General features: G+C 44.3%; 17 protein-coding genes and 1 pseudogene. 14 read left to right on the top strand and 4 right to left on the bottom strand.

What is annotated here, in order from left to right; genetic code table 11:
* Window positions 1-54: 54 nt before the first annotated feature.
* The 5 genes from ilvD (at window position 55) to ilvC (ending at window position 6,044) form a co-directional block, all read left to right on the top strand.
* A complete protein-coding gene (gene ilvD, locus A4V03_RS13840; RefSeq protein ID WP_065540434.1) occupies window positions 55-1,857 on the top strand; it encodes a dihydroxy-acid dehydratase in 1,803 nt (600 codons plus the stop codon).
* Window positions 1,858-1,877: 20 nt separating this feature from the next.
* Window positions 1,878-3,572, top strand: coding sequence for a biosynthetic-type acetolactate synthase large subunit (ilvB, locus tag A4V03_RS13835; protein ID WP_065539323.1), 1,695 nt, complete (start codon window positions 1,878-1,880; stop codon window positions 3,570-3,572).
* 57 nt (window positions 3,573-3,629) lie between these two features.
* Window positions 3,630-4,187, top strand: a complete 558-nt coding sequence (gene ilvN, locus A4V03_RS13830) for an acetolactate synthase small subunit (protein WP_004299476.1) — start codon at window positions 3,630-3,632, stop codon at window positions 4,185-4,187.
* A 5-nt stretch (window positions 4,188-4,192) separates the two neighbouring features.
* Entirely contained in the window at window positions 4,193-4,936 is a 744-nt protein-coding gene (locus A4V03_RS13825; protein WP_065539322.1) for an acyl-[acyl-carrier-protein] thioesterase, read from the top strand.
* Between the two features lie 64 nt (window positions 4,937-5,000).
* On the top strand, window positions 5,001-6,044 hold the full coding sequence (gene ilvC / locus A4V03_RS13820) for a ketol-acid reductoisomerase (RefSeq protein ID WP_065540433.1): 1,044 nt from the start codon (window positions 5,001-5,003) through the stop codon (window positions 6,042-6,044).
* 39 nt (window positions 6,045-6,083) lie between these two features.
* Here the strand turns inward: ilvC and A4V03_RS13815 are convergent.
* Window positions 6,084-8,037: pseudogene (locus tag A4V03_RS13815) on the bottom strand (AAA domain-containing protein).
* A gap of 54 nt (window positions 8,038-8,091) precedes the next feature.
* Here A4V03_RS13815 and A4V03_RS13810 point away from each other — a divergent pair.
* From A4V03_RS13810 to A4V03_RS13770, 9 genes are all read left to right on the top strand, one after another.
* On the top strand, window positions 8,092-10,335 hold the full coding sequence (locus A4V03_RS13810; RefSeq protein ID WP_065539321.1) for an aconitate hydratase: 2,244 nt from the start codon (window positions 8,092-8,094) through the stop codon (window positions 10,333-10,335).
* A gap of 3 nt (window positions 10,336-10,338) precedes the next feature.
* A complete protein-coding gene (gene icd / locus A4V03_RS13805) occupies window positions 10,339-11,529 on the top strand; it encodes an NADP-dependent isocitrate dehydrogenase (protein ID WP_065539320.1) in 1,191 nt (396 codons plus the stop codon).
* Window positions 11,530-11,555: 26 nt separating this feature from the next.
* The gene (locus A4V03_RS13800) at window positions 11,556-12,899 is read left to right on the top strand and encodes a citrate/2-methylcitrate synthase (protein WP_065539319.1); all 1,344 of its coding nucleotides are present in this window, start codon (window positions 11,556-11,558) and stop codon (window positions 12,897-12,899) included.
* Window positions 12,900-13,092: 193 nt separating this feature from the next.
* Window positions 13,093-13,854, top strand: a complete 762-nt coding sequence (locus A4V03_RS13795; RefSeq protein WP_065539318.1) for a DUF1295 domain-containing protein — start codon at window positions 13,093-13,095, stop codon at window positions 13,852-13,854.
* Window positions 13,855-13,905: 51 nt separating this feature from the next.
* Window positions 13,906-15,129 carry an NADH:flavin oxidoreductase gene (locus A4V03_RS13790; protein WP_065539317.1) on the top strand — a complete coding sequence of 408 codons (1,224 nt, stop codon included), beginning with the start codon at window positions 13,906-13,908 and terminating at the stop codon, window positions 15,127-15,129.
* A complete protein-coding gene (locus A4V03_RS13785; RefSeq protein WP_065539316.1) occupies window positions 15,126-15,977 on the top strand; it encodes an SDR family oxidoreductase in 852 nt (283 codons plus the stop codon). Before A4V03_RS13790 ends, A4V03_RS13785 begins: the two co-directional genes overlap by 4 nt.
* A 192-nt stretch (window positions 15,978-16,169) precedes the next feature.
* Complete coding sequence (locus A4V03_RS13780) at window positions 16,170-18,584, top strand: TonB-dependent receptor (RefSeq protein WP_065539315.1); 2,415 nt, start codon at window positions 16,170-16,172, stop codon at window positions 18,582-18,584.
* A 41-nt stretch (window positions 18,585-18,625) separates the two neighbouring features.
* Entirely contained in the window at window positions 18,626-20,014 is a 1,389-nt protein-coding gene (locus A4V03_RS13775) for a DUF4374 domain-containing protein (protein ID WP_065539314.1), read from the top strand.
* A gap of 92 nt (window positions 20,015-20,106) precedes the next feature.
* Entirely contained in the window at window positions 20,107-21,234 is a 1,128-nt protein-coding gene (locus A4V03_RS13770; RefSeq protein ID WP_065539313.1) for a PepSY-associated TM helix domain-containing protein, read from the top strand.
* 847 nt (window positions 21,235-22,081) lie between these two features.
* Here A4V03_RS13770 and pfkA read toward each other — a convergent pair.
* The 3 genes from pfkA to cmk form a co-directional block, all read right to left on the bottom strand.
* Window positions 22,082-23,062 (bottom strand): 6-phosphofructokinase, encoded by a 981-nt coding sequence (pfkA, locus tag A4V03_RS13765; protein WP_065539312.1) that lies wholly within the window; start codon window positions 23,060-23,062, stop codon window positions 22,082-22,084.
* A gap of 122 nt (window positions 23,063-23,184) precedes the next feature.
* A complete protein-coding gene (locus A4V03_RS13760) occupies window positions 23,185-24,054 on the bottom strand; it encodes a 4-hydroxy-3-methylbut-2-enyl diphosphate reductase (RefSeq protein ID WP_065539311.1) in 870 nt (289 codons plus the stop codon).
* 8 nt (window positions 24,055-24,062) lie between these two features.
* Window positions 24,063-24,896 carry a (d)CMP kinase gene (cmk, locus tag A4V03_RS13755; RefSeq protein WP_180323276.1) on the bottom strand — a complete coding sequence of 278 codons (834 nt, stop codon included), beginning with the start codon at window positions 24,894-24,896 and terminating at the stop codon, window positions 24,063-24,065.
* Between the last annotated feature and the right edge of the window lie 53 nt (window positions 24,897-24,949).

The raw sequence follows: 24,949 nt of genomic DNA, 5'->3' as shown, positions 1-24,949 counted from the left end.
TAGAGCCTTTCTCACTTGTGTGAGGAAGGCTCTTTAATTAAAAGATAGATGGAAATGAAAAAGCAATTACGCAGTTCGTTTAGTACACAAGGCCGTCGGATGGCAGGAGCCCGTGCATTATGGGCAGCCAACGGTATGAAGAAGAATCAGATGGGTAAACCCATTATCGCTATCGTCAATTCGTTCACGCAGTTTGTTCCGGGGCATGTACATCTACATGAAATCGGTCAGCTGGTGAAGGCAGAGATTGAGAAGCTGGGATGCTTCGCTGCGGAATTCAATACAATAGCTATCGACGATGGTATAGCAATGGGGCATGACGGTATGCTTTACTCGCTTCCTTCACGTGACATCATTGCAGACAGCGTAGAATATATGGTCAATGCGCACAAGGCGGATGCAATGGTATGTATCAGCAATTGCGATAAGATCACTCCCGGAATGTTGATGGCGGCTATGCGTCTGAATATCCCTGCCGTATTTGTATCGGGTGGTCCGATGGAAGCGGGAGAATGGAATGGCCAGCACCTGGATTTGATCGATGCGATGATTAAATCGGCCGACGAAAGTGTTAGCGATCAGGAAGTAGCGAATATCGAGCAAAATGCTTGTCCTACTTGCGGATGCTGCTCCGGTATGTTTACCGCCAACTCGATGAACTGTCTGAATGAAGCAATCGGACTGGCTCTTCCCGGCAACGGAACCATTGTAGCGACACACGAAAACCGTACGCAACTTTTCAAGGACGCTGCGGAATTGATCGTGAAAAATGCAAAATTATATTATGAAGAAGGAGACGAGAGTGTACTTCCTCGTAGCATCGCTACCCGTCAGGCTTTCTTGAATGCCATGACGCTGGATATAGCAATGGGTGGTTCTACCAATACGGTTCTTCACTTGTTGGCTGTTGCTCACGAAGCAGAAGTAGACTTCAAGATGGATGATATTGACATGCTTTCCCGCAAGACTCCTTGTCTCTGCAAGGTGGCTCCCAATACACAGAAATATCATATTCAAGATGTAAACCGTGCCGGTGGTATCATTGCCATTATGGACGAACTGGCAAAGGGCGGTTTGATAGATACATCCGTTCGCCGGGTAGACGGAATGTCACTGGCAGAAGCCATTAATGAATATTCAATCACCAGCCCGAATGTAAGCGAAAAAGCAATTAAGAAATATTCGAGCGCAGCCGGAAATAAATTTAATCTCGTACTTGGTTCACAAGGTATGTACTATAAGGAACTGGATAAGGACCGTGCAAACGGGTGTATCCGTGACTTGGAACATGCTTACAGTAAAGACGGCGGACTGGCCGTATTGAAAGGCAATATTGCTCAAGACGGTTGTGTAGTAAAAACAGCAGGGGTAGACGAAAGTATCTGGAAGTTTACCGGACCTGCTAAAGTCTTTGATTCGCAAGAAGCAGCCTGTGAAGGCATCCTCGGAGGCCGAGTCATCAGTGGCGATGTTGTCGTCATCACGCACGAAGGTCCGAAGGGTGGTCCCGGTATGCAGGAAATGCTTTATCCTACCTCTTATATAAAATCCCGTCATCTCGGAAAAGAATGTGCCTTGATTACCGACGGACGTTTCAGCGGTGGAACTTCCGGATTGAGTATCGGACATATTTCTCCTGAAGCGGCAGCTGGAGGTAATATCGGAAAGATTGTAGACGGAGATATTATCGAAATCGATATTCCGGCCCGGAAGATCAACGTGCGACTGACGGATGAAGAACTGGCTGCCCGTCCGATGACTCCTGTCACTCGTGACCGTTATGTACCGAAGAGCCTGAAGGCGTATGCCAGTATGGTAAGCTCTGCCGATAAGGGAGCGGTGAGAATCATTGAATAGTAAATAGTCAAATCGTAAATATGAAAGATTTAATAACAGGTGCAGAGGCTCTGATGCGTTCTTTGGAACATCAGGGAGTGACTACCATTTTTGGTTATCCAGGTGGCTCTATCATGCCGGTATTCGATGCCTTGTACGATCATCAAAATATATTAAACCATATCTTGGTTCGTCACGAACAGGGAGCAGCTCATGCGGCACAGGGCTATGCCCGTGTATCGGGTGAAGTAGGTGTTTGCCTGGTGACGAGCGGTCCCGGAGCAACCAATACGGTAACAGGCATTGCAGATGCAATGATCGATAGTACGCCTATCGTGGTGATTGCCGGACAGGTAGGAACGGGTTTTCTCGGAACAGATGCTTTTCAGGAGGTTGACCTGGTAGGTATCACACAGCCGATCGCTAAATGGAGCTATCAGATCCGCCGTGCGGAAGATGTAGCTTGGGCGGTGGCACGTGCGTTTTACATTGCCCGTAGTGGCCGTCCCGGTCCGGTGGTGCTGGACTTTGCCAAAAATGCGCAAGTGGAGAAAACGAAATATGAACCGACGAAAGTCGATTTTATCCGCAGTTATGTTCCTGTTCCCGATACAGATGCGGAGTCTGTACAGGTCGCTGCCGAACTGATTAATAACGCCGAACGTCCGCTTGTATTGGTTGGACAGGGCGTTGAATTGGGAAATGCGCAAGGTGAATTGCGCGAGTTTATCGAAAAAGCGGATATGCCTGCGGGTTGTACGCTGCTCGGACTTTCGGCTTTGCCGACAGAGCATCCGTTAAATAAAGGTATGCTGGGTATGCACGGCAATTTGGGACCGAATATCAATACCAATAAATGCGATGTACTGATTGCTGTCGGTATGCGTTTTGACGACCGTGTGACTGGTAATTTGGCAACTTACGCCAAGCAGGCAAAAGTGATTCATTTTGATATCGATCCTGCGGAAGTTAATAAGAATGTAAAGGTAGATGTAGCTGTATTGGGAGATTGCAAGGAAACACTGGCTTCTGTGACGAAACTCCTGAAAAAGAACACTCATACCGAATGGGTTGATAGCTTCAAAGAATATGAGAAAGTAGAGGAGGAAAAAGTAATCCGTCCCGAACTTCATCCTGCCACAAACTCTTTGAGTATGGGAGAAGTGGTACGTGCGGTTAGTGATGCTACTCACCATGAAGCTGTTTTGGTAACAGATGTAGGTCAAAATCAGATGATGTCTGCACGCTACTTTAAATATACGAAAGAACGCAGTATCATTACTTCCGGAGGACTTGGAACAATGGGCTTCGGACTTCCCGCAGCTATCGGGGCAACTTTCGGAGCACCGGAACGTACCGTATGCGTATTTATGGGAGATGGCGGACTGCAAATGAATATTCAGGAACTGGGTACGATTATGGAGCAGAAAGCTCCCGTGAAGATTATCTGCCTGAACAATAATTACCTCGGAAACGTACGCCAGTGGCAAGCTATGTTTTTTAATCGTCGCTATTCGTTTACCCCGATGTTGAATCCGGATTATATGAAAGTGGCTTCGGCTTATGATATTCCTTCCAAGCGTGTTTTCACTCGTGAAGAACTGAAGGAAGCTATTGCTGAAATGCTGGCAACGGACGGTCCGTTCCTGCTCGAAGCCTGCGTGGTGGAAGAAGGCAATGTTTTGCCGATGACTCCTCCGGGTGGTTCGGTAAACCAGATGTTGCTGGAGTGCTAGGAGAAGTTGAGAGTTGAGAATGGAGAGTTGAGGGTCCGCATTAAAAAAAATAGAATTATGAGTGATAAAACGTTATATACAATCATTGTTCATTCGGAGAATATAGCTGGATTGCTGAATCAGGTAACTGCTGTATTTACCCGTCGGCAAATAAATATTGAGAGTCTGAATGTGTCTGCTTCTTCTATTAAAGGTGTACATAAGTATACGATAACTGCCTGGACTGATAAGGATATCATTGAGAAAGTAGTGAAACAGATCGAAAAGAAGATCGACGTGATTCAGGCACATTATTTCACAGAGGATGAGATTTATTTCCACGAGATTGCATTATATAAGGTGTCTACTCCTGCTTTTCAGGAGAATCCGGAAGCATCCAAGCTAATCCGTAGATACAATGCACGTATAGTGGAAGTCAATCCGGTATTTTCTATTGTCGAGAAAAATGGAATGAGCGAAGATATAACTTCGCTCTATGGTGAACTGAAGGCTTTGAATTGTGTTTTGCAGTTTGTTCGTTCGGGACGTGTAGCGATTACTACCAGCTGCTTTGAACGGGTGAATGAGTTTCTTGATGGACGGGAAGCTATGTATAACCAAAGTAAAAATCAATAAGAATAATGAGTGAAGAAAATAGAATAGGGACTTATCAGTTTGTGGCAGAACCGTTCCATGTGGACTTCAACGGACGTCTGACTATGGGGGTGCTGGGAAATCATCTGCTCAATTGTGCGGGTTTTCACGCCAATGACCGTGGTTTTGGTATTGCAACGTTGAATGAGGACAATTACACATGGGTGCTTTCACGTCTGGCCATTGAGTTGGATGAAATGCCTTATCAGTATGAAAATTTCTCGGTTCAGACGTGGGTGGAAAATGTCTACCGTTTGTTTACTGATCGTAATTTTGCTATTATTGATAAGGATGGGAAGAAGATTGGCTACGCACGTTCCGTATGGGCAATGATTAGTCTCAATACCCGCAAGCCTGCCGACTTGTTGACTTTGCATGGGGGAAGTATCGTAGATTATGTCTGTGATGAGCCTTGCCCGATTGAAAAGCCTTCACGCATCAAAGTGACAAGCGATCAGCCGATAGCTACCCTGACGGCAAAATACAGTGATATAGATATCAACGGTCATGTAAACAGCATCCGTTACATCGAACATATCCTTGATTTGTTCCCGATTGAACTGTATAAGACCAAACGTATCCGCCGTTTTGAAATGGCGTATGTGGCGGAAAGCTATTTTGGTGATGAACTCTCTTTCTTCTGCGATGAAGTGAACTCAAACGAGTTTCACGTAGAAGTGAAGAAGAATGGCAACGAAGTTGTTTGCCGCTCAAAAGTGATATTTGAATAAATGTGAGAATATAAAACCAATTAATAACGGATGGCGTAAGTCATCAAAAACTAAAAACAAAAAAATGGCACAGTTGAATTTTGGAGGTACTACTGAAACTGTAGTAATCCGTGACGAATTTCCATTGGAAAAAGCTCGTGAAGTATTGAAAAATGAAACAATCGCTGTAATCGGTTATGGCGTACAGGGGCCTGGACAGGCACTGAACTTGCGTGATAACGGTTTCAATGTAATCGTTGGTCAACGTGAAGGAAAAACATACGATAAGGCAGTAGCAGACGGATGGGTTCCGGGTGAAACTTTGTTCGGTATCGAAGAAGCTTGCGAAAAAGGTACTATTGTAATGTGTCTGTTGTCTGACGCAGCAGTAATGTCTGTATGGCCTACTATCAAGCCTTACCTGACTGCCGGAAAAGCTCTTTATTTTTCACACGGTTTTGCTATCACTTGGAACGACCGTACAGGTGTAGTTCCTCCTGCTGATATCGACGTTATCATGGTTGCTCCTAAAGGTTCGGGTACATCTTTGCGTACTATGTTCCTCGAAGGACGTGGCTTGAACTCTTCTTATGCTATCTATCAGGATCCTACAGGCAAGGCTTACGAAAGAACCATCGCACTGGGTATTGGTATCGGTTCAGGTTATCTGTTCGAAACAACTTTCCAACGCGAGGCTACTTCTGACCTGACAGGTGAACGTGGTTCATTGATGGGGGCTATCCAAGGTTTGTTGCTGGCACAGTACGAAGTATTGCGTGAAAACGGTCACAGTCCTTCTGAAGCATTCAATGAAACAGTGGAAGAACTGACACAGTCATTGATGCCGTTATTTGCAAAGAACGGTATGGACTGGATGTATGCTAACTGCTCTACTACTGCTCAACGTGGTGCCCTTGATTGGATGGGACCATTCCACGATGCTATCAAGCCGGTAGTTGAAAAGTTGTATAATAGCGTGAAGACTGGTAACGAAGCACAGATTTCTATTGATAGTAATTCACAGCCTGATTATCGTGAAAAGTTAAACGAGGAGCTCCGTCAATTACGCGAAAGCGAGATGTGGCAGACTGCTGTAACTGTTCGTAAACTTCGTCCGGAAAATAATTAAGCTGGATAAATTATACAAGTTTAAAAGGGGAGAGGGCTATTAGCTTTCTCCCTTCTTAATGAACAACATCAATTTTTTATAGAAAGGATGTTTGGTAAGGGTGGAAGCATCTCCTAAGATAACAAGCTTCATTCGTGCTCGCGTAATCGCTACATTCATTCTTCGCAAGTCATTTAGAAACCCGATTTGCCCGTCCTCGTTGGCACGTACGAGACTGATGAAAATAACGTCCCGTTCCTGTCCCTGAAAGCCGTCTACTGTATTCACGGTGATGAGGCTGCGGAAAGGGCGTAAAAAGCTGCTTCCTTTTATTTTTCCTCTCAAATATTGTACTTGTGCCTTGTATGGCGAAATCAGACCGAAATCAATGCTTTCATCCAGTATCCGCTCTTTGCCGATACGTTCGATGTAAGTTTCCAGTTCTTGCAGTAATAGATTGGCTTCCTGCTTATTGATGCGTCCGAAGCTTTCGCCTACAAAATCTTCGTGAAAGTCCATCTCTGAAGTATCGATCCAGTTCATGGGAGTGTCGAAATCAAGAATCCCCCGATAGCGTACTTCCGGAGCAGCTTCCAGTTCTCCATGATAAAACCAATCGGAGGGAAACTGCATGATGTCTTCATGCATTCTGTACTGTACTTTTAATAGAGAGACCGCGGAAGGTTTTTGCTGAACCACTTTTTCCATTAACGTATGATCCAATCCTCCACGGGAAGCTTCTATACATTTGATAGTCGGCGGAAGCTGACAATGATCTCCTGCAAGGATGACCCGGTCTGCTTTGCGGATGGCGATCCAGCAGGCGGCTTCGAGGGCTTGTGCAGCTTCGTCGATGAATAAAGTCGGAAAACGACGTCCGTTAAGCAGGCGGTGGTTGCTGCTGACAAGGGTAGAAGCAATTACGCGGGCACTGTCGAAAAGATCGGCATTGATTTGTATTTCCAACTCCGTGGCACGGTCGCGGAGACGACTCATGCGATTACGCATTCCTTCCCGTTCAGAATAACTACCCCGGCGCATCCGGCTACCCATTTCGCGGATAGATTTACGGATTCCCCAAAGCTCCGGGTAGGCAGGATGACTTTCAAACCGGCGTTCGTAGGTGGATGAAAGCATTTTGTCGTTGACCCGGGTTGGATTTCCAATGCGGAGCACGGGGACTCCCCGATCTACCAGTTTCTCACAAATCCAGTCGACAGCTGTATTGCTTTGCGCACAAACAAGCACTTGTGGTTCCCGATGCAATGTTTCGTAAATGGCTTCGACAAGAGTCGTCGTTTTTTCCGGTTCCCGGAGGACCGTGAACAATAGATACATCACGCGTACAGAGCACCTTATTGACTGCTGTTTCCTGTGTACTGTTCAGCCATGGGAAGCGGACAGGATATAATTCGCGGAATCCTGGCTTTTGGGTACCCAGCAAAATGTCACGCAGTTCCGCCAGGCGGTTGTCTTTGGCGCGTATCGTATCTTCCAGTGCCTCGAACATGGTCCGGTACGATGTTTCGTCAAAATAAAGTTGTACTCCCAGTATGCCGTCAGTTTGCAGTTCCGTTAAGGCTCCCGCTCCGGGGAGTACAACGACCATTCGTTCTTCGTCGGCAAAGCTGACGGTAGCGATGAAATCCATATACTTCACTTTTCCTTCAAATGACTGGTGGAAAAAGCAAACAGGACGTCCGAACTCAAAGGAATGTTCTATTTCTTTATTTTCGGTCCGTGTAATATCTATTACAAGTTGATTCAGCGAATTGTAGTAACTTCGACCAAGAGAGACAGGATACCAGCAGAGACCACGCTTCACTTTACGGGCAACACCCATTGTTTCGGTTTGCCGTTTAAACTCTTCCTTCTCATATTCATACTCCATTCGCAGGAGGAGTTGCTGTTGCTGAAGGTCTATAATGGGACTTTTCGGATTATTACTCATAATAGATGCAAAGGTAACAAATCTTCGTTTCGGATAGAAAAAATATTTCATTTTGTTAAACATTACTCGAACGCCGTTCGTTATTTTAATAGATAGACTAAAAAAACAAAAAGCAATATGGTATATGATGTGACTATGTTAGAAGCTTTCTACGCTGCTTATAAAGGAAAGGTAGAACACGTACGGGCTATACTGAAACGCCCTTTGACGTTGACCGAAAAGATTTTGTATGCTCACCTGTATGATGTAGCCGATTTGAAAGATTACAAACGAGGAGAGGATTATGTGAATTTCCGTCCCGACCGTGTGGCTATGCAGGATGCAACTGCGCAAATGGCTTTGCTTCAATTTATGAATGCAGGTAAGGATCAGGTGGCTGTGCCTTCAACAGTGCATTGCGATCACTTGATACAGGCGTATAAAGGTGCAAAGGCGGATATTGCTACGGCAAGACTGACCAATGAAGAAGTATACGATTTCCTCCGTGATGTATCTTCCCGTTATGGCATCGGCTTCTGGAAACCGGGAGCAGGAATTATCCATCAGGTAGTGCTCGAAAACTATGCTTTCCCCGGTGGTATGATGGTGGGAACAGACTCTCATACGCCTAATGCTGGCGGACTGGGCATGGTGGCTATCGGTGTCGGTGGCGCGGATGCCGTGGATGTGATGACCGGAATGGAATGGGAGCTGAAAATGCCGAAGATTATCGGTGTCCGTCTGACCGGAAAACTAAGCGGGTGGACTTCTCCGAAAGATGTAATCCTGAAACTGGCAGGCATCCTTACCGTAAAAGGAGGAACGAATGCTATTATCGAATATTTTGGTCCCGGAACCGAATCCCTTTCTGCTACCGGGAAAGCGACCATTTGCAATATGGGTGCCGAAGTTGGAGCTACTACCTCTTTGTTCCCGTTTGACGGGCGCATGGCTACTTATTTGAGAGCTACTGGAAGAGATTGTGTAGTCGATTGGGCAGAATCTGTTGATGCAGACCTTCGTGCAGACGACATTGTGACCGATGAACCGTTCAACTATTACGACTGTGTGATTGAAATTGACTTGTCGGAACTCGAACCTTATATAAACGGACCATTTACACCGGATGCCGCTACCCCTATCTCTAAATTTGCAGAAAAAGTGTTATTGAACGGCTACCCCCGTAAAATGGAGGTGGGCTTGATAGGTTCATGTACCAATTCTTCTTATCAGGATTTGAGCCGTGCAGCTTCTTTGGCAAAGCAGGTGACAGAAAAGAATTTGAGTGTGGCTTCTCCGCTGATTGTTAATCCGGGTTCGGAGCAAATTCGGGCTACTGCCGAAAGAGACGGTATGATTGAAGCTTTTGAACGGCTGGGAGCCACGATTATGGCAAATGCCTGTGGACCTTGTATCGGTCAGTGGAAACGTCAGACGGACGATCCGACACGGAAAAACTCAATCGTTACCTCTTTCAACCGTAATTTTGCCAAACGTGCTGATGGTAATCCCAACACATACGCGTTTGTAGCTTCTCCGGAACTGACGATGGCGTTAACAATAGCCGGTGATCTCTGTTTCAACCCGTTGAAAGACAGACTGGTGAATCATAACGGAGAAAAAATGAAACTCTCCGAACCTGTAGGAGATGAACTCCCCCTGAAAGGTTTTGAACAGGGAAATGAAGGGTATATTGCCCCGCACGGAGCAAAAACGGAAATCAGGGTAAAATCGGATTCCCAACGTCTCCAGCTTCTGACTCCTTTCCCGGCATGGGACGGGCAGGACTTGCTGAACATGCCTTTATTGATTAAAGCACAGGGAAAATGTACTACCGACCATATCTCTATGGCAGGTCCGTGGCTCCGCTTTCGGGGACATTTGGAGAATATTTCCGACAATATGCTGATGGGGGCTGTCAATGCTTTCAATGGTGAAACGAATCGTGTTTGGAATCGTTCGACAAATACTTATGGAACAGTTTCCGGTACGGCAAAGATGTATAAATCCGAAGGTATTCCGTCTATTGTTGTTGCTGAGGAGAATTATGGAGAAGGTTCCAGTCGTGAACATGCGGCCATGGAACCACGTTTCCTCAATGTACGTGTTATTTTGGCTAAGAGTTTTGCCCGTATCCACGAAACGAACCTGAAAAAACAAGGAATGCTTGCTCTTACTTTTGTAGATAAGGCAGACTATGACAAGATTCAGGAACACGATCTTCTATCCGTATCAGGCTTAGTCCATTTCGCACCGGGGCGCAATCTGATGATTATTCTTCATCATGAAGACGGAACGAAAGAAAGTTTCGAAGTGCAACATACATATAATGTACAGCAGATAGCTTGGTTCCGTGCCGGTTCTGCTTTAAATGCAAGATAAAAGATGAGTAAGATAACCATGCAAACAGATGGTACGTTGCTGGTGCCCGATGTGCCTACCGTACCTTATATTATTGGCGATGGAGTAGGAGCCGAAGTGACTCCTGCTATGCAAGCCGTAGTGGACGCAGCTATCCGGAAAGCCTACGACGGCAAACGTCGTATTGAATGGAAAGAAGTGTTGGCAGGAGAACGTGCTTTCAACGCGACTGGTTCCTGGTTGCCGGATGAAACAATGGAAACCTTTCAGGAATACCTGGTAGGAATCAAAGGTCCGTTGACAACTCCTGTCGGAGGTGGAATCCGTTCGTTGAACGTAGCATTGCGTCAGACACTTGATTTATACGTCTGTCTTCGTCCGGTTCGTTGGTATCAGGGAGTACAGTCGCCTGTCAAATCACCGGAGAAAGTGAATATGTGTGTGTTCCGTGAAAATACGGAAGATATTTATGCAGGTATCGAATGGGAAGCCGGAACTCCGGAAGCAGAAAAGTTCTATCAATTCCTGAAAGACGAAATGGGCGTGACAAAAGTCCGTTTCTCGGAAACCTCTTCTTTTGGTGTGAAACCTGTATCACGTGAGGGTACGGAGCGTCTTGTACGTGCTGCTTGCCAGTATGCGCTCGACCATCATTTGCCATCCGTAACGCTGGTGCATAAAGGGAATATCATGAAGTTTACCGAAGGTGGTTTCAAAAAATGGGGCTACGAACTGGCGCAACGTGAGTTTGCCGATGCTTTGGCAGATGGCAGACTGGTGATAAAAGATTGCATTGCGGATGCTTTCTTGCAAAATACACTCTTGATTCCCGAAGAATATTCCGTGATAGCCACCTTAAACCTCAACGGAGACTACGTTTCCGACCAACTGGCGGCTATGGTAGGCGGTATCGGCATCGCTCCGGGAGCAAATATCAACTACCGGACAGGTCATGCCATCTTTGAAGCGACTCATGGAACAGCCCCCAATATTGCGGGAAAAAATGTGGTGAACCCTTGCTCTATTATCCTTTCGGCAGTAATGATGCTCGAATATTTTAACTGGAAAGAAGCGGCTGCTCTGATAGAGAAAGCCTTGGAACAAAGCTTTCTGGATGCTCGCGCTACACACGATTTAGCCCGTTTTATGCCGAATGGAACCTCCCTTTCTACTTCCGCTTTCACTCGTGAGATCGTGGAAAGAATTGAAAAATAGAAGTAACGAATAAAAAACGAAGAAAGATGAAAAAAGAGTATTTGATTTACAAGCTTTCCGAGGATATGAAAGAAGCTACCCGGATTGATAATGAATTGTTCCCGAAATTTGATGTGAAGCGCGGATTGCGTAATGAAGACGGCACAGGTGTATTGGTAGGTTTAACTAGAATCGGTAATGTAGTAGGGTATGAACGTGTGCCGGGCGGTGGGTTGAAACCCATACCGGGAAAACTGTTCTATCGCGGTTATGATGTAGAAGATATTTCTCACGCTATAATCAAAGAGAAACGCTTTGGCTTCGAAGAAGTGGCTTACCTATTGCTTTCCGGACGTCTGCCGGATAAAGAAGAATTGCTTTCTTTCCGTGAGTTGATTAACGACAACATGCCGTTGGAACAGAAAACGAAAATGAACATCATCGAGTTGGAAGGAAACAACATCATGAATATTCTTTCACGCAGCGTACTCGAAATGTATCGTTTTGACGCGAATGCGGATGATACTTCCCGGGATAACCTGATGCGTCAGAGTATTGAACTGATTTCAAAGTTCCCTACTATCATCGCTTATGCTTATAATATGCTTCGTCATGCTACTTTCGGACGTTCTCTGCATATCCGCCATCCGCAGGAAAAGCTCTCTATTGCCGAAAACTTCCTGTACATGCTGAAAAAAGACTATACCGAACTGGATGCACGCACCCTCGATTTGTTATTGATTCTTCAGGCAGAGCATGGTGGTGGTAACAACTCCACCTTCACCGTCCGCGTCACTTCTTCTACCGGAACAGATACTTATTCGGCCATTGCCGCAGGTATCGGTTCGCTGAAAGGCCCGCTTCACGGAGGTGCCAATATTCAGGTTGCCGACATGTTCCACCATCTGAAAGAAAATATCAAAGACTGGACAAGTGTAGATGAAATAGACACTTACTTCACCCGAATGTTGAACAAAGAAGTGTATAACAAGACCGGACTGATTTATGGTATCGGACATGCCGTTTATACCATCTCCGACCCTCGTGCTCTTCTATTGAAAGAACTGGCTCGCGACCTTGCCCGTGAAAAAGGCAGAGAAAACGAATTTGCTTTCCTCGAACTGCTGGAAGAACGTGCCATCGCTACTTTCGGACGGGTTAAAAACAACGGAAAGACTGTCTCCAGTAACATCGACTTCTACTCGGGCTTCGTGTATGAAATGATCGGTTTGCCGCAGGAAATCTTCACTCCGCTGTTTGCCATGGCACGTATCGTAGGCTGGTGTGCACACCGCAATGAAGAATTGACCTTCGACGGTAAACGGATTATCCGCCCGGCTTATAAAAATGTACTTGATGATTTGGCTTATATCCCCATCAAGAAACGCTGATAATAACCAATCCTTTTATTAAATAGATAAGTAATCCCGGATGTGTGCCCGATCATTTCAGACGCGCATCCGGGAAATTTTATATTTTCTCCTTTTTTATGTTCGTAAAAGAATGTATTTCAGATTCTTTCTATTTTTTGTATCGTCGTTTATCTCCTTTTTGTTATTTTTGCGTGTTACAAAATAGATCGCTATGAATATAAATACTTTTAATCTGTTTCTGGGTGTGATGAGCCTGATTGCTTTGTTTGTTTTTATTGCTCTTTACTTTGTGAAAGCCGGATATGGTATTTTCCGCACGGCATCGTGGGGCGTAGCTATCTCCAATAAACTAGCCTGGATATTGATGGAAGCTCCGGTTTTCGTGGTGATGTGTGTGATGTGGATATACTCCGAACGTCGGTTCGAGCCGGTGATTTTCACTTTCTTCCTCTTCTTTCAAATCCACTATTTTCAGCGTGCTTTCATCTTCCCTTTGCTATTGAAAGGGAAAAGTAAGATGCCATTGGCAATCATGTCGATGGGAGTTCTTTTTAATCTGCTGAATGGCTATATGCAAGGAAAATGGATTTTCTATCTTGCTCCCGAAACGATGTATCAAGCCGATTGGTTCACTTCACCGTGGTTTATTATAGGCACACTGCTCTTTTTCGCAGGTATGCTGTTGAACTGGCATTCGGATTATATCATCCGCCATTTGCGCAAACCGGGAGACACCCGGCATTATCTGCCTCAAAAAGGCATGTACCGTTATGTCACTTCCGCCAACTATTTCGGTGAGATAGTAGAATGGGCAGGTTGGGCGATACTCACTTGTTCACTTTCCGGTCTGGTCTTCCTTTGGTGGACGATTGCTAACCTTGTTCCCCGTGCCAACGCTATTTGGTGTCGTTACCGCGAAGAATTCGGAGACGCAGTGGGAGAACGGAAACGAGTGTTCCCTTTCCTTTATTAGGGGCGCTTTTCATCATGACTTACGTATGACTTAAATAAAATATCAACTACTATGGAATCTAAACTTTTTAGCCCGGTCACCTTTGGCCCTTTGACGCTGCGGAATCGAACGATCCGTTCGGCAGCTTTTGAGAGCATGTGTCCGGAGAATACTCCCACGCAAATGTTGCTGGATTACCATCGGTCGGTAGCTGCAGGGGGAGTAGGTATGACAACAGTGGCTTATGCCGCCGTGACACAAAGCGGACTTTCTTTCGACCGTCAGTTGTGGTTGCGTCCGTCCATTATTCCCCGTTTACAAGAACTGACAAAAGCTGTGCACGATGAAGGTGCCGCAGTAGGTATACAAATCGGGCATTGTGGAAATATGTCCCATAAAAATATATGTGGTGTCACTCCTATATCCGCATCTTCAGGCTTCAACCTCTATTCTCCTACGTTTGTGCGTGGAATGGAAAAAGAGGAGCTTCCGGAAATGGCGAAAGCGTATGGAAATGCAGTCAATCTGGCGAGGAAAGCCGGGTTTGACGCCGTTGAAGTACATGCGGGGCACGGCTATTTGATTAGTCAATTCCTGTCTCCCTACACCAATCGCCGGAAAGATGAATATGGCGGTTCGCTCGAAAACCGGATGCGTTTTATGGATATGGTGATGGAAGAAGTGATGAAAGCGGCAGGCAATGATATGGCTGTTTTCGTCAAAATGAATATGCGCGACGGCTTCAAAGGAGGAATGGAGATTGACGAATCCATACAAGTGGCCAAACGTCTGTTGGAACTTGGCGCTCATGGATTGGTGTTGAGTGGTGGTTTTGTCAGCAAAGCACCCATGTATGTAATGAGGGGTGCCATGCCGATTCGTTCGATGTCTTACTATATGAATTGTTGGTGGCTGAAATACGGAGTCCGTATGTTTGGCAAATGGATGATACCCTCTGTACCCTTCAAAGAGGCCTATTTCCTTGAAGATGCACTGAAATTCCGTGCGGCTCTTCCGGATGCGCCGTTGATTTATGTCGGTGGTCTTGTTTCCCGTCAGAAAATAGATGAAGTGCTCAATTCCGGTTTTGATGCCGTGCAGATGGCGAGAGCTTTGCTCAACGAACCGGGATTCGTGAACCGGATGAAGCAGGAAGAACAAGCACGCTGCAACTGTGGACACAGTAATTATTGTATAGGACGTATGTATACGATAGAAATGGCTTGTCATCAACATTTGAAAGAACAATTACCTTCCTCTTTACAAAAGGAGATTGATAAACTGGAGAAAAAATGAGTGAAATGAAATGGGCAATCATCACCGGTGCGGACGGAGGGATGGGAACAGAAATAACACGTGCCGTAGCCAAAGCCGGTTATCGAATCATTATGGCTTGTTATCATCCGAAGAAAACGGAGGTTGTTCGTGAACGTTTGAGCAAGGAAACCGGAAACCCGGATTTGGAGGTTATGGCTCTTGACTTATCTTCCATGCAATCCGTGATTTCTTTTGTCAGCCGGATCTCAGAGAGGAACCTTCCTATCGCTTTGTTGATGAATAATGCCGGAACAATGGAGACAGGCTTTCATACTACTTCCGAAGGATTCGAACGAACAGTAAGTGTGAACTATATAGGACCTTATCTGCTTACCCGGAAATTAATTCCACTGATGGTGCGTGGAGCGCGTATCGTAAATATGGTTTCCTGTACATACGCAATCGGCAAGCTCGACTTCCCAGATTTCTTTCATAGGGGGAAAACGGGAACGTTTTGGAGAATATCTGTTTACAGCAACACGAAGCTGGCTTTATTGTTGTTCACTTTCGAACTTTCCGAACAACTTCGGGAGAAGGGGATTACCGTCAATGCTGCCGACCCGGGAATTGTTTCTACTGATATCATCACTATGCACAAGTGGTTCGATCCGTTGACGGATATTTTTTTCCGTCCTTTTATCCGTAAACCCAAGAAAGGGGCTTCTACGGCAATCGGTTTACTGTTGGACGAGAAGGAAGCCGGTGTGACAGGACAACTGTATGTCAATAACCACCGGAAAAATTTGTCTGATAAATACACGAATCATGTGCAGAAAGAGCAGTTGTGGGAGGTAACGGAACGTGCGTTGGCGAGTTGGCTGAAGTAGGGTTTCTTTTCTTTTTTTATTTAAATTATCCAGTATTTACTTATATATAGGTATTGTACATATCTATATATCTCATTTTTGTTGTCTTATTTTTACCAATAGATAGGGATTGTTTGGCACTTCTTTTTCTGCTTACCTTTGCATCGCTTTTAGAGCAATGAAATGGTTATAAAGTAAAAAGGTAAAAAGGAGATGAGCAATAAATGTTTTTTGGTTTTTCTGGCATTCTTGTTTTCCGTATCCGTATATTCGCAACAGGGGCGTCACCGTAGTAGTTTGATTTCGGGCAGAGTGATGTCCACAGAAAAAGAAGTGGTGGATTTTGCGACAGTTTATCTGAAAGGAACCAACCAAGGATGCTATACAGATGAAAAAGGGATATATCATTTGAAAACTACAGCAGGCGAATATACACTCGTCGTTTCGGCTATCGGTTATCAAACGGTAGAAAAGAAAGTTAAATTAGCCAAGGGAGAAAGAATAAAAGTAAATGTTACTATTGCGCCGGCGGTAAAAGAACTGGGAGAGGTGCTGGTCACGACATCCGGCGTCGGTCGTGTGAATCAGTCTGCTTTTAATGCGGTAGCCATTGATGCGAAGAAATTGCATAACAGTACGCAGACTTTGGCGGGTGCACTGACTAAAGTGCCCGGTGTGAAACTCCGCGAATCAGGTGGAGTGGGGTCGGATATGCAATTGTATATCGATGGCTTTAGCGGGAAACATGTGAAAATCTTCATTGACGGCATACCACAGGAGGGAGCCGGTGCCGCATTCGATTTGAACAATGTTCCCATTAATTTTGCCGACCGTATAGAAGTCTATAAAGGAGTGGTTCCTGTAGGATTCGGCACCGATGCCATTGGGGGAGTGGTTAATATTGTCACCAACAAACAACCCGGAAACTGGTTTATGGATGCTTCCTATTCTTACGGATCGTTTAATACTCATCAATCATACGTGCGCTTCGGACAAACGTTTAAGAATGGTTTCATGTATGAGGTCAATGCTTTTCAAAACTTTTCGGATAATGATTATTATGTAGACACTTATGTGCGCGAATTTGAGATTAAAGAGGATGGAAGCGTACGTTTCCCGCCCCTTGACAAAAATAAGATTTATCATCTGAAACGTTTTAATGACCAGTATCATAATGAAGCCGTGATTGGAAAAATCGGCCTGGTAGGAAAGAAATGGGCAGACCGTCTGGCGTTGAGCTTCAATTATTCTCATTTCTATAAAGAGATACAAACAGGCGTTTATCAAGATGTCGTGTTCGGTGAAAAATTCCGCCAAGGACATTCGTTGGTCCCTTCTTTAGAATATTATAAAAAGAACTTACTGGTGAAAAACCTGGATTTGCTGTTGACTGCCAATTACAATCATAATATCACCAACAATGTCGATACCGCTTCGCGGGCTTACAACTGGCGTGGAGATTTTTATGAAAAAGGTAGCCGGGGAGAACAGTCTTACCAGAACAGTGAATCTAAAAATAGAAACTGGAATGGGACGCTGAAGATGAATTATCATATCGGACAGGCACATACATTTACTTTCAGTCATGTAATCAGTGATTTTGAACGTACGAGCCGTTCTATCATTGGTGCTTCTTCCAAATTCACAGACTTTTCTATTCCTAAAATCACACGTAAAAACGTCAGCGGACTTTCTTACCGTCTGATGCCGTCGGACAGATGGAATGTGTCGGCATTTGCCAAATATTACCGGCAATACAACAAGGGACCGGTATCGCAGAATACGGATGGAATAGGCAATTATATCAATCTGTCCAATACGGCAATCGCTCTTGGATATGGAGCGGCAGGTACCTATTTTATATGGAAAGATCTTCAGGTGAAATTTTCGTACGAAAAAGCCTTCCGCCTACCGACCACGGACGAACTCTTTGGAGATGAAGACCTTGAAACTGGCAAAATGAATCTGAAACCGGAGAGAAGTGATAATGTCAATTTGAGTTTCAGCTATAATCATCAGTTTGGCAAGCATGGATTGTATGCCGAGGCCGGTTTGATATATCGGGATACAAAAGATTATATAAAAAGAGGATTGGACGTATTTGGAGGAACAAGCTACGGATATTATGAGAACCACGGTCACGTAAGGACTAAAGGGTATAATTTGTCATTGCTTTATAGCTTCTCGCGTTGGTTTGATATAGGAGGAACATTCAATAATATCGATACTCGTGATTACGAAAAGTTTCTGGCGGGTTCCTCTTTGCAAGAAAGCATGCACTATAAAGTGCGTATGCCGAATCTGCCCTATCGTTATGCTAATATCCATGCAAATTTCTATTGGAATGACCTGTTTGTCAAAGGAAATGTATTGAGCATCGGCTATGATAGCTACTGGCAGCACGATTTTCCTCTTTACTGGGAGAATCTTGGAGATAAAGATTCAAAGAATATGGTGCCGGAACAGTTTTCTCATAATCTGTCTTTGTCCTACACCATGAAGAATGGACGTTATAATGTATCATTTGAATGTCGGAATTTCACCGATGCCCAACTGTTTGACAATTTTAGCCTGCAAAAAGCGGGGCGCGCATTCTATGGAAAGTTCAGAGTGTTTTTCGGTAAATAATAAGAGTAAGTTTTTTAGTATCAATCAATAATAAAGAATATATGAAGAAGTTTTTATTGCAGGCTTTTGCCGTAGCTTTTTGTTTGAGTAGCGGTGTGTTTGTGGCATCTTGCGACGATGATAATAATCCGGTGGATAACCCGCCGATTGATGGAGAAACGGCTTATGTGGTGGCTGCCACAACTGGTGAAGCAAGTTATTTGGTAGTAGCCAATTCGTTGGATGAAGGAACTGTGTCGACCCAGGGGAATGGAACTGAAGTGATTGGCGGTACCTATTGGGTATATAAAGGATTGGATTATGTGTTTGCGTTAGTTTATAATAAAGGTGGTGCGGGTACAGGCGCTTCCTATTATCTGGGGGCAGATGGTAAAATGAAAGAAAAGTACACATACACTTATAATCGTATCACGTCATACGGTACTTGGGGGGATAAAGTGGTGACTGTTTCCACCGGAGACTCGAAAATAACAGATGAGGATCAGAATGTGGCTCAAGCATTGTTGTTCAACTATCTGGATGCGACCGATGGTAGTCAGGAAGAGGGTACCTTGCTTGCCGAAAATTACTTGGGTAATGGTGAAAAAGTTTCATGGGCAGGTCTGGTTGAAGCTAACAATAAGATTTATACATCTGTCATCCCAATGGGAATGAGTAAGTACGGTATTAGAAAATGGCCGGAAGCTGTGACAGATCAAGAACTTGTGACTAAGACTGACGGTGGTAGCGCCAGTGGTGCATATACAGCCGGGGTCATTCCTTCTACACAATACCCGGATAGCGCTTACGTGGCAATTTATAGTGGCACGAACTTCAATGAGACTCCGGTGATTGCCAAAACTGATAAAATAGGCTATGCATGCGGTCGGATGCGCTCACAATATTATCAGACCATTTGGGCGGCTGACAATGGTGACGTCTATGTGTTCTCTCCCGGATATGGACGTACGGCAGTTTCATCTTCTGATTTGAAGAAGGTGACAGGACAGAAGCCTTCGGGCGCAATGCGTATCAAAGCAGGCGCAACAGATTTCGACCCGGATTACTATGTAAATTTTGAAGAGATAGGCACTAAACATCCTATTTTCCGTTGCTGGCACATCTCTGAAGATTACTTCTTGCTTCAATTGTATAAAAAGGGAGCGGAAGATATGATTAGTGGAGGTAAAAATGCAGATGTCAGCGAATTGGCTGTTTTCAAGGCGGAAGATCAGACGATTATGCCTGTTACAGGTCTGCCGGCTGACGGGAAGTTTGGTGGCGAGCCTTATGGAGAAAAAGGGTATGCTTATATGGCTGTCACTGTGACTACGGGCGAGAACCCCGCCTTCTATAAAATAGACGTAAAAACAGGCAAGGCAGTCAAAGGTTTGACGGTGGAGGCTGACGCTATCACTACGGTAGGTAAGATGGAATATCTTTCAAAATAATACAGCCGGTTAAGTAGAGAATCTTTTGTTGTAGATAAAAGTCTGCCGAGCAGAAAGCTTTGCAGGCTTTTTCAAGAAATAGGATTGAAAACATGAAAAAAATATTCAGAAAGATACATTTGTGGCTTTCCGTCCCTTTCGGGCTGGTAATAACTCTAATCTGTTTCTCCGGTGCCATGCTGGTGTTCGAAAACGAGGTGAATGAGTGGTCTCGACCCGACCTTTACTACGTGGAAACGGTAAAGGAATCTTCTCTACCTATGGATAAACTGCTTGAAAAAGTAGCGACGACATTGCCTGACAGTGTATCAGTGACCGGTGTGAGCATATCTTCTGATCCCGGACGTGCGTATCAGGTTAGTCTTTCCAAACCACGCCGTGCATCTTTGTATGTAGACCAGTATACGGGTGAAGTAAAAGGAAAAAGCGAGCGTAGCGGCTTCTTTATGTTTATGTTCCGAATGCATCGCTGGCTGCTGGATAGTATGAATCCGGGAAATGAAGGGATCTTTTGGGGCAAGATGATTGTAGGTGTCAGTACGCTTTTACTTGTATTCGTTCTGATTTCGGGAGTTGTCATTTGGTGGCCGCGTACACGTAAAGCATTGAAGAATAGCCTGAAGATAACAGCAACTAAAGGATGGCGAAGGTTTTGGTATGACTTGCATGTGGCAGGTGGAATGTATGCTCTGATCTTTCTGTTGGCTATGGCACTGACGGGGTTGACCTGGTCTTTTCCGTGGTATCGGATGGCTTTCTATAAGATCTTCGGGGTAGAAGTACAGCAACGTGTCGCCCAAGGACATGAACAGAAAAGTGATGTTCAAAACGGTGGTACCAAATCGGCATCTCATCAGAAAAAGAAACCATTCGCTTATTGGCAGGAGGTTTATGATAAACTAAGCCGTCAGAATCCGGAGTATAAGCAAATCAGTATTTCTTCTGGTACGGCAAGCGTGTCTTTCAACCGTTTTGGGAACCAGCGGGCATCTGACCGTTATTCTTTCAATACGGATAATGGTGAATTTACAGAAACAAGTCTTTACCAACATCAAGACAAGTCGGGAAAGATTCGTGGTTGGATTTATTCTATACATGTCGGTAACTGGGGAGGAATGTTTACCCGCATACTTGCCTTTATTGCTGCTTTGATTGGGGCTGCATTGCCGTTGACTGGATATTATTTATGGATAAAAAAACTCAAAACGGTACAAAAATGAGCTAAACTGTGCAGTTCTGACTCATTCGATAGCGGAATACTGCGTAACTTGCCTCTTTCTTTATAAATAAAGTATCATCAATGCCACTATAAGATTATTGCCATTCATCGCTTTCACCTGATTCCTGAAATGCCGATGAATAAGGCTATAGCGGGTGAAAGCGAGGGGTGAAATCAGGTGAAACAGAACATTATCGGTTTCACCTTGTTTTTTCAAAATATCCTTTGAGCTAAAACCAATATCATTATAGCTAATCCGGATATCCTTATAGCTAATGAAAATATGCTTATAGCAAATCCATTGTCAGATATTAATAGATGAACTGTCAGATGTTAATAGCCTAGTCGTCAGGTGTTAATACCTTGGTTCTCATCTGTTAATACTTGAATTGGTACGTCTATAGATTCAACAGATTGCATCTATATACTCACCGTATTGCATCTATATATTCAGCATGGTGGCTATATATGTCTATCACGATGGCTATATATGTCCAGCAATCGGTATAAATAAATTCAAAAGGTGAAAGCGATAATGGAAGACTTCACCTGTTTTTTTCCTACGCTTTCACCCGCTATCTCCTTATTCATCGATGTTTCAGCTATAAGGTGAAACGGGTGGAACTTATGAATCAAAAGTTCATGTTATACTTATGCAAATCAGTAATTGAAAACAAAATCTCATTCATTCCAGTATAGTCATGAACAAAGTTCACCTTTGTGTCCTCCGTGTCCTCTGTGGTGAAAATGAAAAAAGAAGAGCGGTGAATGATTAGGAAACCTCCCGTTCATCCGCCGCTCTTTATCTTATAATACTGATATAAGCTGAACTCCTAAAAACAAAAAGATTAGATTGAAAGCTCTTTCAATACAGTGACAAGATCTCTCTTGATCGGTTTGTCATTCTTGATAGCCTTGCTGAACGGTACGTAAACGATTTCATCATGTTCGATACCGATCATTACGTTACGTTGATCTTCCATAATAGCGTCGATAGCAGCAGCACCGAGGCGGCTTGCCAGGATACGGTCGTGGGCAGTCGGGCTACCGCCACGTTGCAAGTGACCTAAGATCGTCACACGTACATCGTATTGCGGGTATTCGTTTTTCACACGTTCGGCATAATGCATGGCTCCTCCGGTCAGTTCGCTTTCGGCTACCAATACAATACTACTGTTTTTTGATTTACGGAATCCATTCTTGATAAACTCTTCCAGCTGGTCGACTTCCGTACTGAATTCCGGAATAATAGCAGCTTCCGCTCCCGAAGCGATCGCTCCGTTCAGTGCAAGGAAACCGGCGTCACGTCCCATCACTTCAACAAAGAACAAACGCTCGTGTGAAGTGGCCGTGTCACGTATTTTATCCACAGCGTCCAATATCGTATTTAATGCAGTGTCATATCCGATGGTAGTGTCTGTACCGTAAAGGTCATTATCAATGGTTCCCGGCAGTCCGATACACGGAATATCAAATTCCTGTGCAAAGATGCGTGCACCTGTCAGCGAACCGTCTCCACCAATGACAACCAAGGCATCAATGCCTTCTTTTTTCATATTATCATAAGCCAATTGGCGACCTTCAGGAGTGGTGAACTCCTTGCAGCGGGCTGTTTTCAAGATAGTTCCACCCAGTTGGATGATGTTACTCACATTCTGACTCCTGAATTCTTTGATTTCACCTGTGACCAGACCTTTATAGCCTCTGTATATACCTTTGACTTGCAATCCATTGTAGATAGCTGCACGTGTCACGGCACGTATAGCAGCGTTCATTCCCGGAGCATCACCTCCGGAGGTCAAAATTCCGACACACTTAACTGTTCCCATATAACAATCTCTCATTAATTAGTTTGACGCGGCAAATGTACAATAAAAAGTTGATATTCATTCGTGTTACTTTGCCGTTTTTCTTATGTTGTTTTGCTATTATTCTTTTATGAATAAAGCAGCTATTCTTTGATGAGCGTCCGGATGTGATTGTAAATCTTCTCCATCAACCATTTCGGAGTAGAAGTCGCTCCACATACACCAATCGATTTTACGTTTTGAAGAAGAGAGGGATCGATTTCTTTCTCGTTATCTATCAAATGCGAATTAGCGTTCACCTTCAGACATTCTTCAAACAGCATCTTTCCGTTCGAACTCTTTTTACCGCTGACAAAGAAGATCAAATCGTGTGTAGCCGCAAACTCCCGGAGCTTAGGCATGCGGTTGGCAACCTGACGGCAGATTGTATCATAATATTCGAAAGTCGCCTCCGGTGAAATATGTTGTTTGAAGTATTCTACGATTTCCTGAAACTCTTCCAATGACTTGGTTGTCTGTGAGAAAAGGCGGATGCTTTTATTTAAATCCAGTTTTTTTGCCTCTTCTGCCTTTTCGATCACAATTGCTTTTCCATCTGTTTGTCCTACCAATCCCAACACTTCAGCGTGTCCGCTCTTGCCGTAGATGACAATTTGCTTTTCTTTGTCACTGTCTGCCAGATACCCTTGTCGGATACGTTTCTGCAAACGTAATACAACCGGACAGGTTGCATCGATAATCTCGATATTATTTTCACGGGCAATCATATAAGTTTCCGGTGGCTCTCCATGCGCCCGGAGCAATACTTTTGCATTTCTCAATTGCTTGAATTCTTCCCGATTGATGGTGATTAATCCCATCGTTTTCAGCCTGTCCACTTCTCGGCTATTGTGCACAATGTCTCCGAGACAATAGAGTGTTTCTCCCTTTGCCAACTCTTCTTCTGCCTTATGAATGGCTGTCACCACACCAAAGCAGAAGCCGGAACCTTCGTCTATTTCTACCTTGATCATAAAGCAAACTATTTACTTACTTTATTAAATTGTTCGAAAAGCCATTTTTTTTGCTCTTCAATCGATAAGTCGGTATTATCCAGGAGCAGCGCATCTTCTGCTTTGCGCAACGGACTAACTTCCCGGTTTTGATCGATATAATCCCGTTGTTTCACATTTTCCAGAATCTCGTCGAAGCTGGCTTCCTGTCCCTTTGCTTTCAGCTCGTCGTAACGGCGTTGAGCACGGATTTCGGGAGTGGCGGTTACAAATATTTTCAGTTCCGCGTCAGGGAAAACAGTGGTGCCTATGTCCCTGCCATCCATAACAATTCCCTTCTCATTTCCCATTGTTTGCTGTTGAGCTACCATTGCTTCACGTACGAAGTCGAGCGTACTGATAGGACTCACTTTGGAAGAAACCTCCATCGAACGGATTTTATTCTCTACGTTCACCCCGTTGAGGTAAGTGTCGGGACGCCCGGTTTCCTTATTTAGTCGGAACGAGATATGAATGTCCTTAATTTCTTTTTTCAGCCTCTCCGTATCGATAACGTCTCTGTCGAAAATTCCGTTTTCTATACTATATAAAGTGACCGCACGATACATGGCTCCGCTATCAATGTAAATGTAGCCCACTTCACGGGCCAGATCTTTAGCCATTGTGCTTTTTCCGCAAGAGGAAAAACCATCGATTGCAATTGTTATCTTTTTCATATTCAGTTCATCTGATTTGTCCGCCAAAGATACGGTAAATTTGAAAATCAACCATAAATTTGCCGTTAAAAGGAACAAGACAAGTACGAAAGAATTAAAAAAGTTAAAAAGCCGGATAAAAAGAGGCAAAGAGGGGAACGAATACATGAAAATGTACTATATTTGCCCGGAGACACATGAAAGGACACTTTTTTTTAATC

This window comes from Bacteroides caecimuris (assembly GCF_001688725.2).
In the GTDB taxonomy this organism is placed as follows: Bacteria; Bacteroidota; Bacteroidia; order Bacteroidales; family Bacteroidaceae; genus Bacteroides; species Bacteroides caecimuris.
The sequence above is the reverse complement of the archived record's forward strand: the minus strand, read 5'-3'. Positions and strand labels throughout refer to the sequence as shown.

What these genes read in the sequence shown, in the direction of transcription:
- ilvB (WP_065539323.1), top strand. Translation starts at nt 1,878, where the DNA reads ATGAAAGATTTAATAACAGGTGCAGAGGCTCTGATGCGTTCTTTGGAA.
- A4V03_RS13790 (WP_065539317.1), top strand. Translation starts at nt 13,906, where the DNA reads ATGGAATCTAAACTTTTTAGCCCGGTCACCTTTGGCCCTTTGACGCTG.
- A4V03_RS13825 (WP_065539322.1), top strand. Translation starts at nt 4,193, where the DNA reads ATGAGTGAAGAAAATAGAATAGGGACTTATCAGTTTGTGGCAGAACCG.
- A4V03_RS13760 (WP_065539311.1), bottom strand. Translation starts at nt 24,054, where the DNA reads ATGATCAAGGTAGAAATAGACGAAGGTTCCGGCTTCTGCTTTGGTGTG.
- ilvN (WP_004299476.1), top strand. Translation starts at nt 3,630, where the DNA reads ATGAGTGATAAAACGTTATATACAATCATTGTTCATTCGGAGAATATA.
- ilvC (WP_065540433.1), top strand. Translation starts at nt 5,001, where the DNA reads ATGGCACAGTTGAATTTTGGAGGTACTACTGAAACTGTAGTAATCCGT.
- A4V03_RS13795 (WP_065539318.1), top strand. Translation starts at nt 13,093, where the DNA reads ATGAATATAAATACTTTTAATCTGTTTCTGGGTGTGATGAGCCTGATT.
- icd (WP_065539320.1), top strand. Translation starts at nt 10,339, where the DNA reads ATGAGTAAGATAACCATGCAAACAGATGGTACGTTGCTGGTGCCCGAT.
- ilvD (WP_065540434.1), top strand. Translation starts at nt 55, where the DNA reads ATGAAAAAGCAATTACGCAGTTCGTTTAGTACACAAGGCCGTCGGATG.
- A4V03_RS13770 (WP_065539313.1), top strand. Translation starts at nt 20,107, where the DNA reads ATGAAAAAAATATTCAGAAAGATACATTTGTGGCTTTCCGTCCCTTTC.
- pfkA (WP_065539312.1), bottom strand. Translation starts at nt 23,062, where the DNA reads ATGGGAACAGTTAAGTGTGTCGGAATTTTGACCTCCGGAGGTGATGCT.
- A4V03_RS13810 (WP_065539321.1), top strand. Translation starts at nt 8,092, where the DNA reads ATGGTATATGATGTGACTATGTTAGAAGCTTTCTACGCTGCTTATAAA.
- A4V03_RS13775 (WP_065539314.1), top strand. Translation starts at nt 18,626, where the DNA reads ATGAAGAAGTTTTTATTGCAGGCTTTTGCCGTAGCTTTTTGTTTGAGT.
- cmk (WP_180323276.1), bottom strand. Translation starts at nt 24,896, where the DNA reads ATGTATTCGTTCCCCTCTTTGCCTCTTTTTATCCGGCTTTTTAACTTT.
- A4V03_RS13785 (WP_065539316.1), top strand. Translation starts at nt 15,126, where the DNA reads ATGAGTGAAATGAAATGGGCAATCATCACCGGTGCGGACGGAGGGATG.
- A4V03_RS13780 (WP_065539315.1), top strand. Translation starts at nt 16,170, where the DNA reads ATGAGCAATAAATGTTTTTTGGTTTTTCTGGCATTCTTGTTTTCCGTA.
- A4V03_RS13800 (WP_065539319.1), top strand. Translation starts at nt 11,556, where the DNA reads ATGAAAAAAGAGTATTTGATTTACAAGCTTTCCGAGGATATGAAAGAA.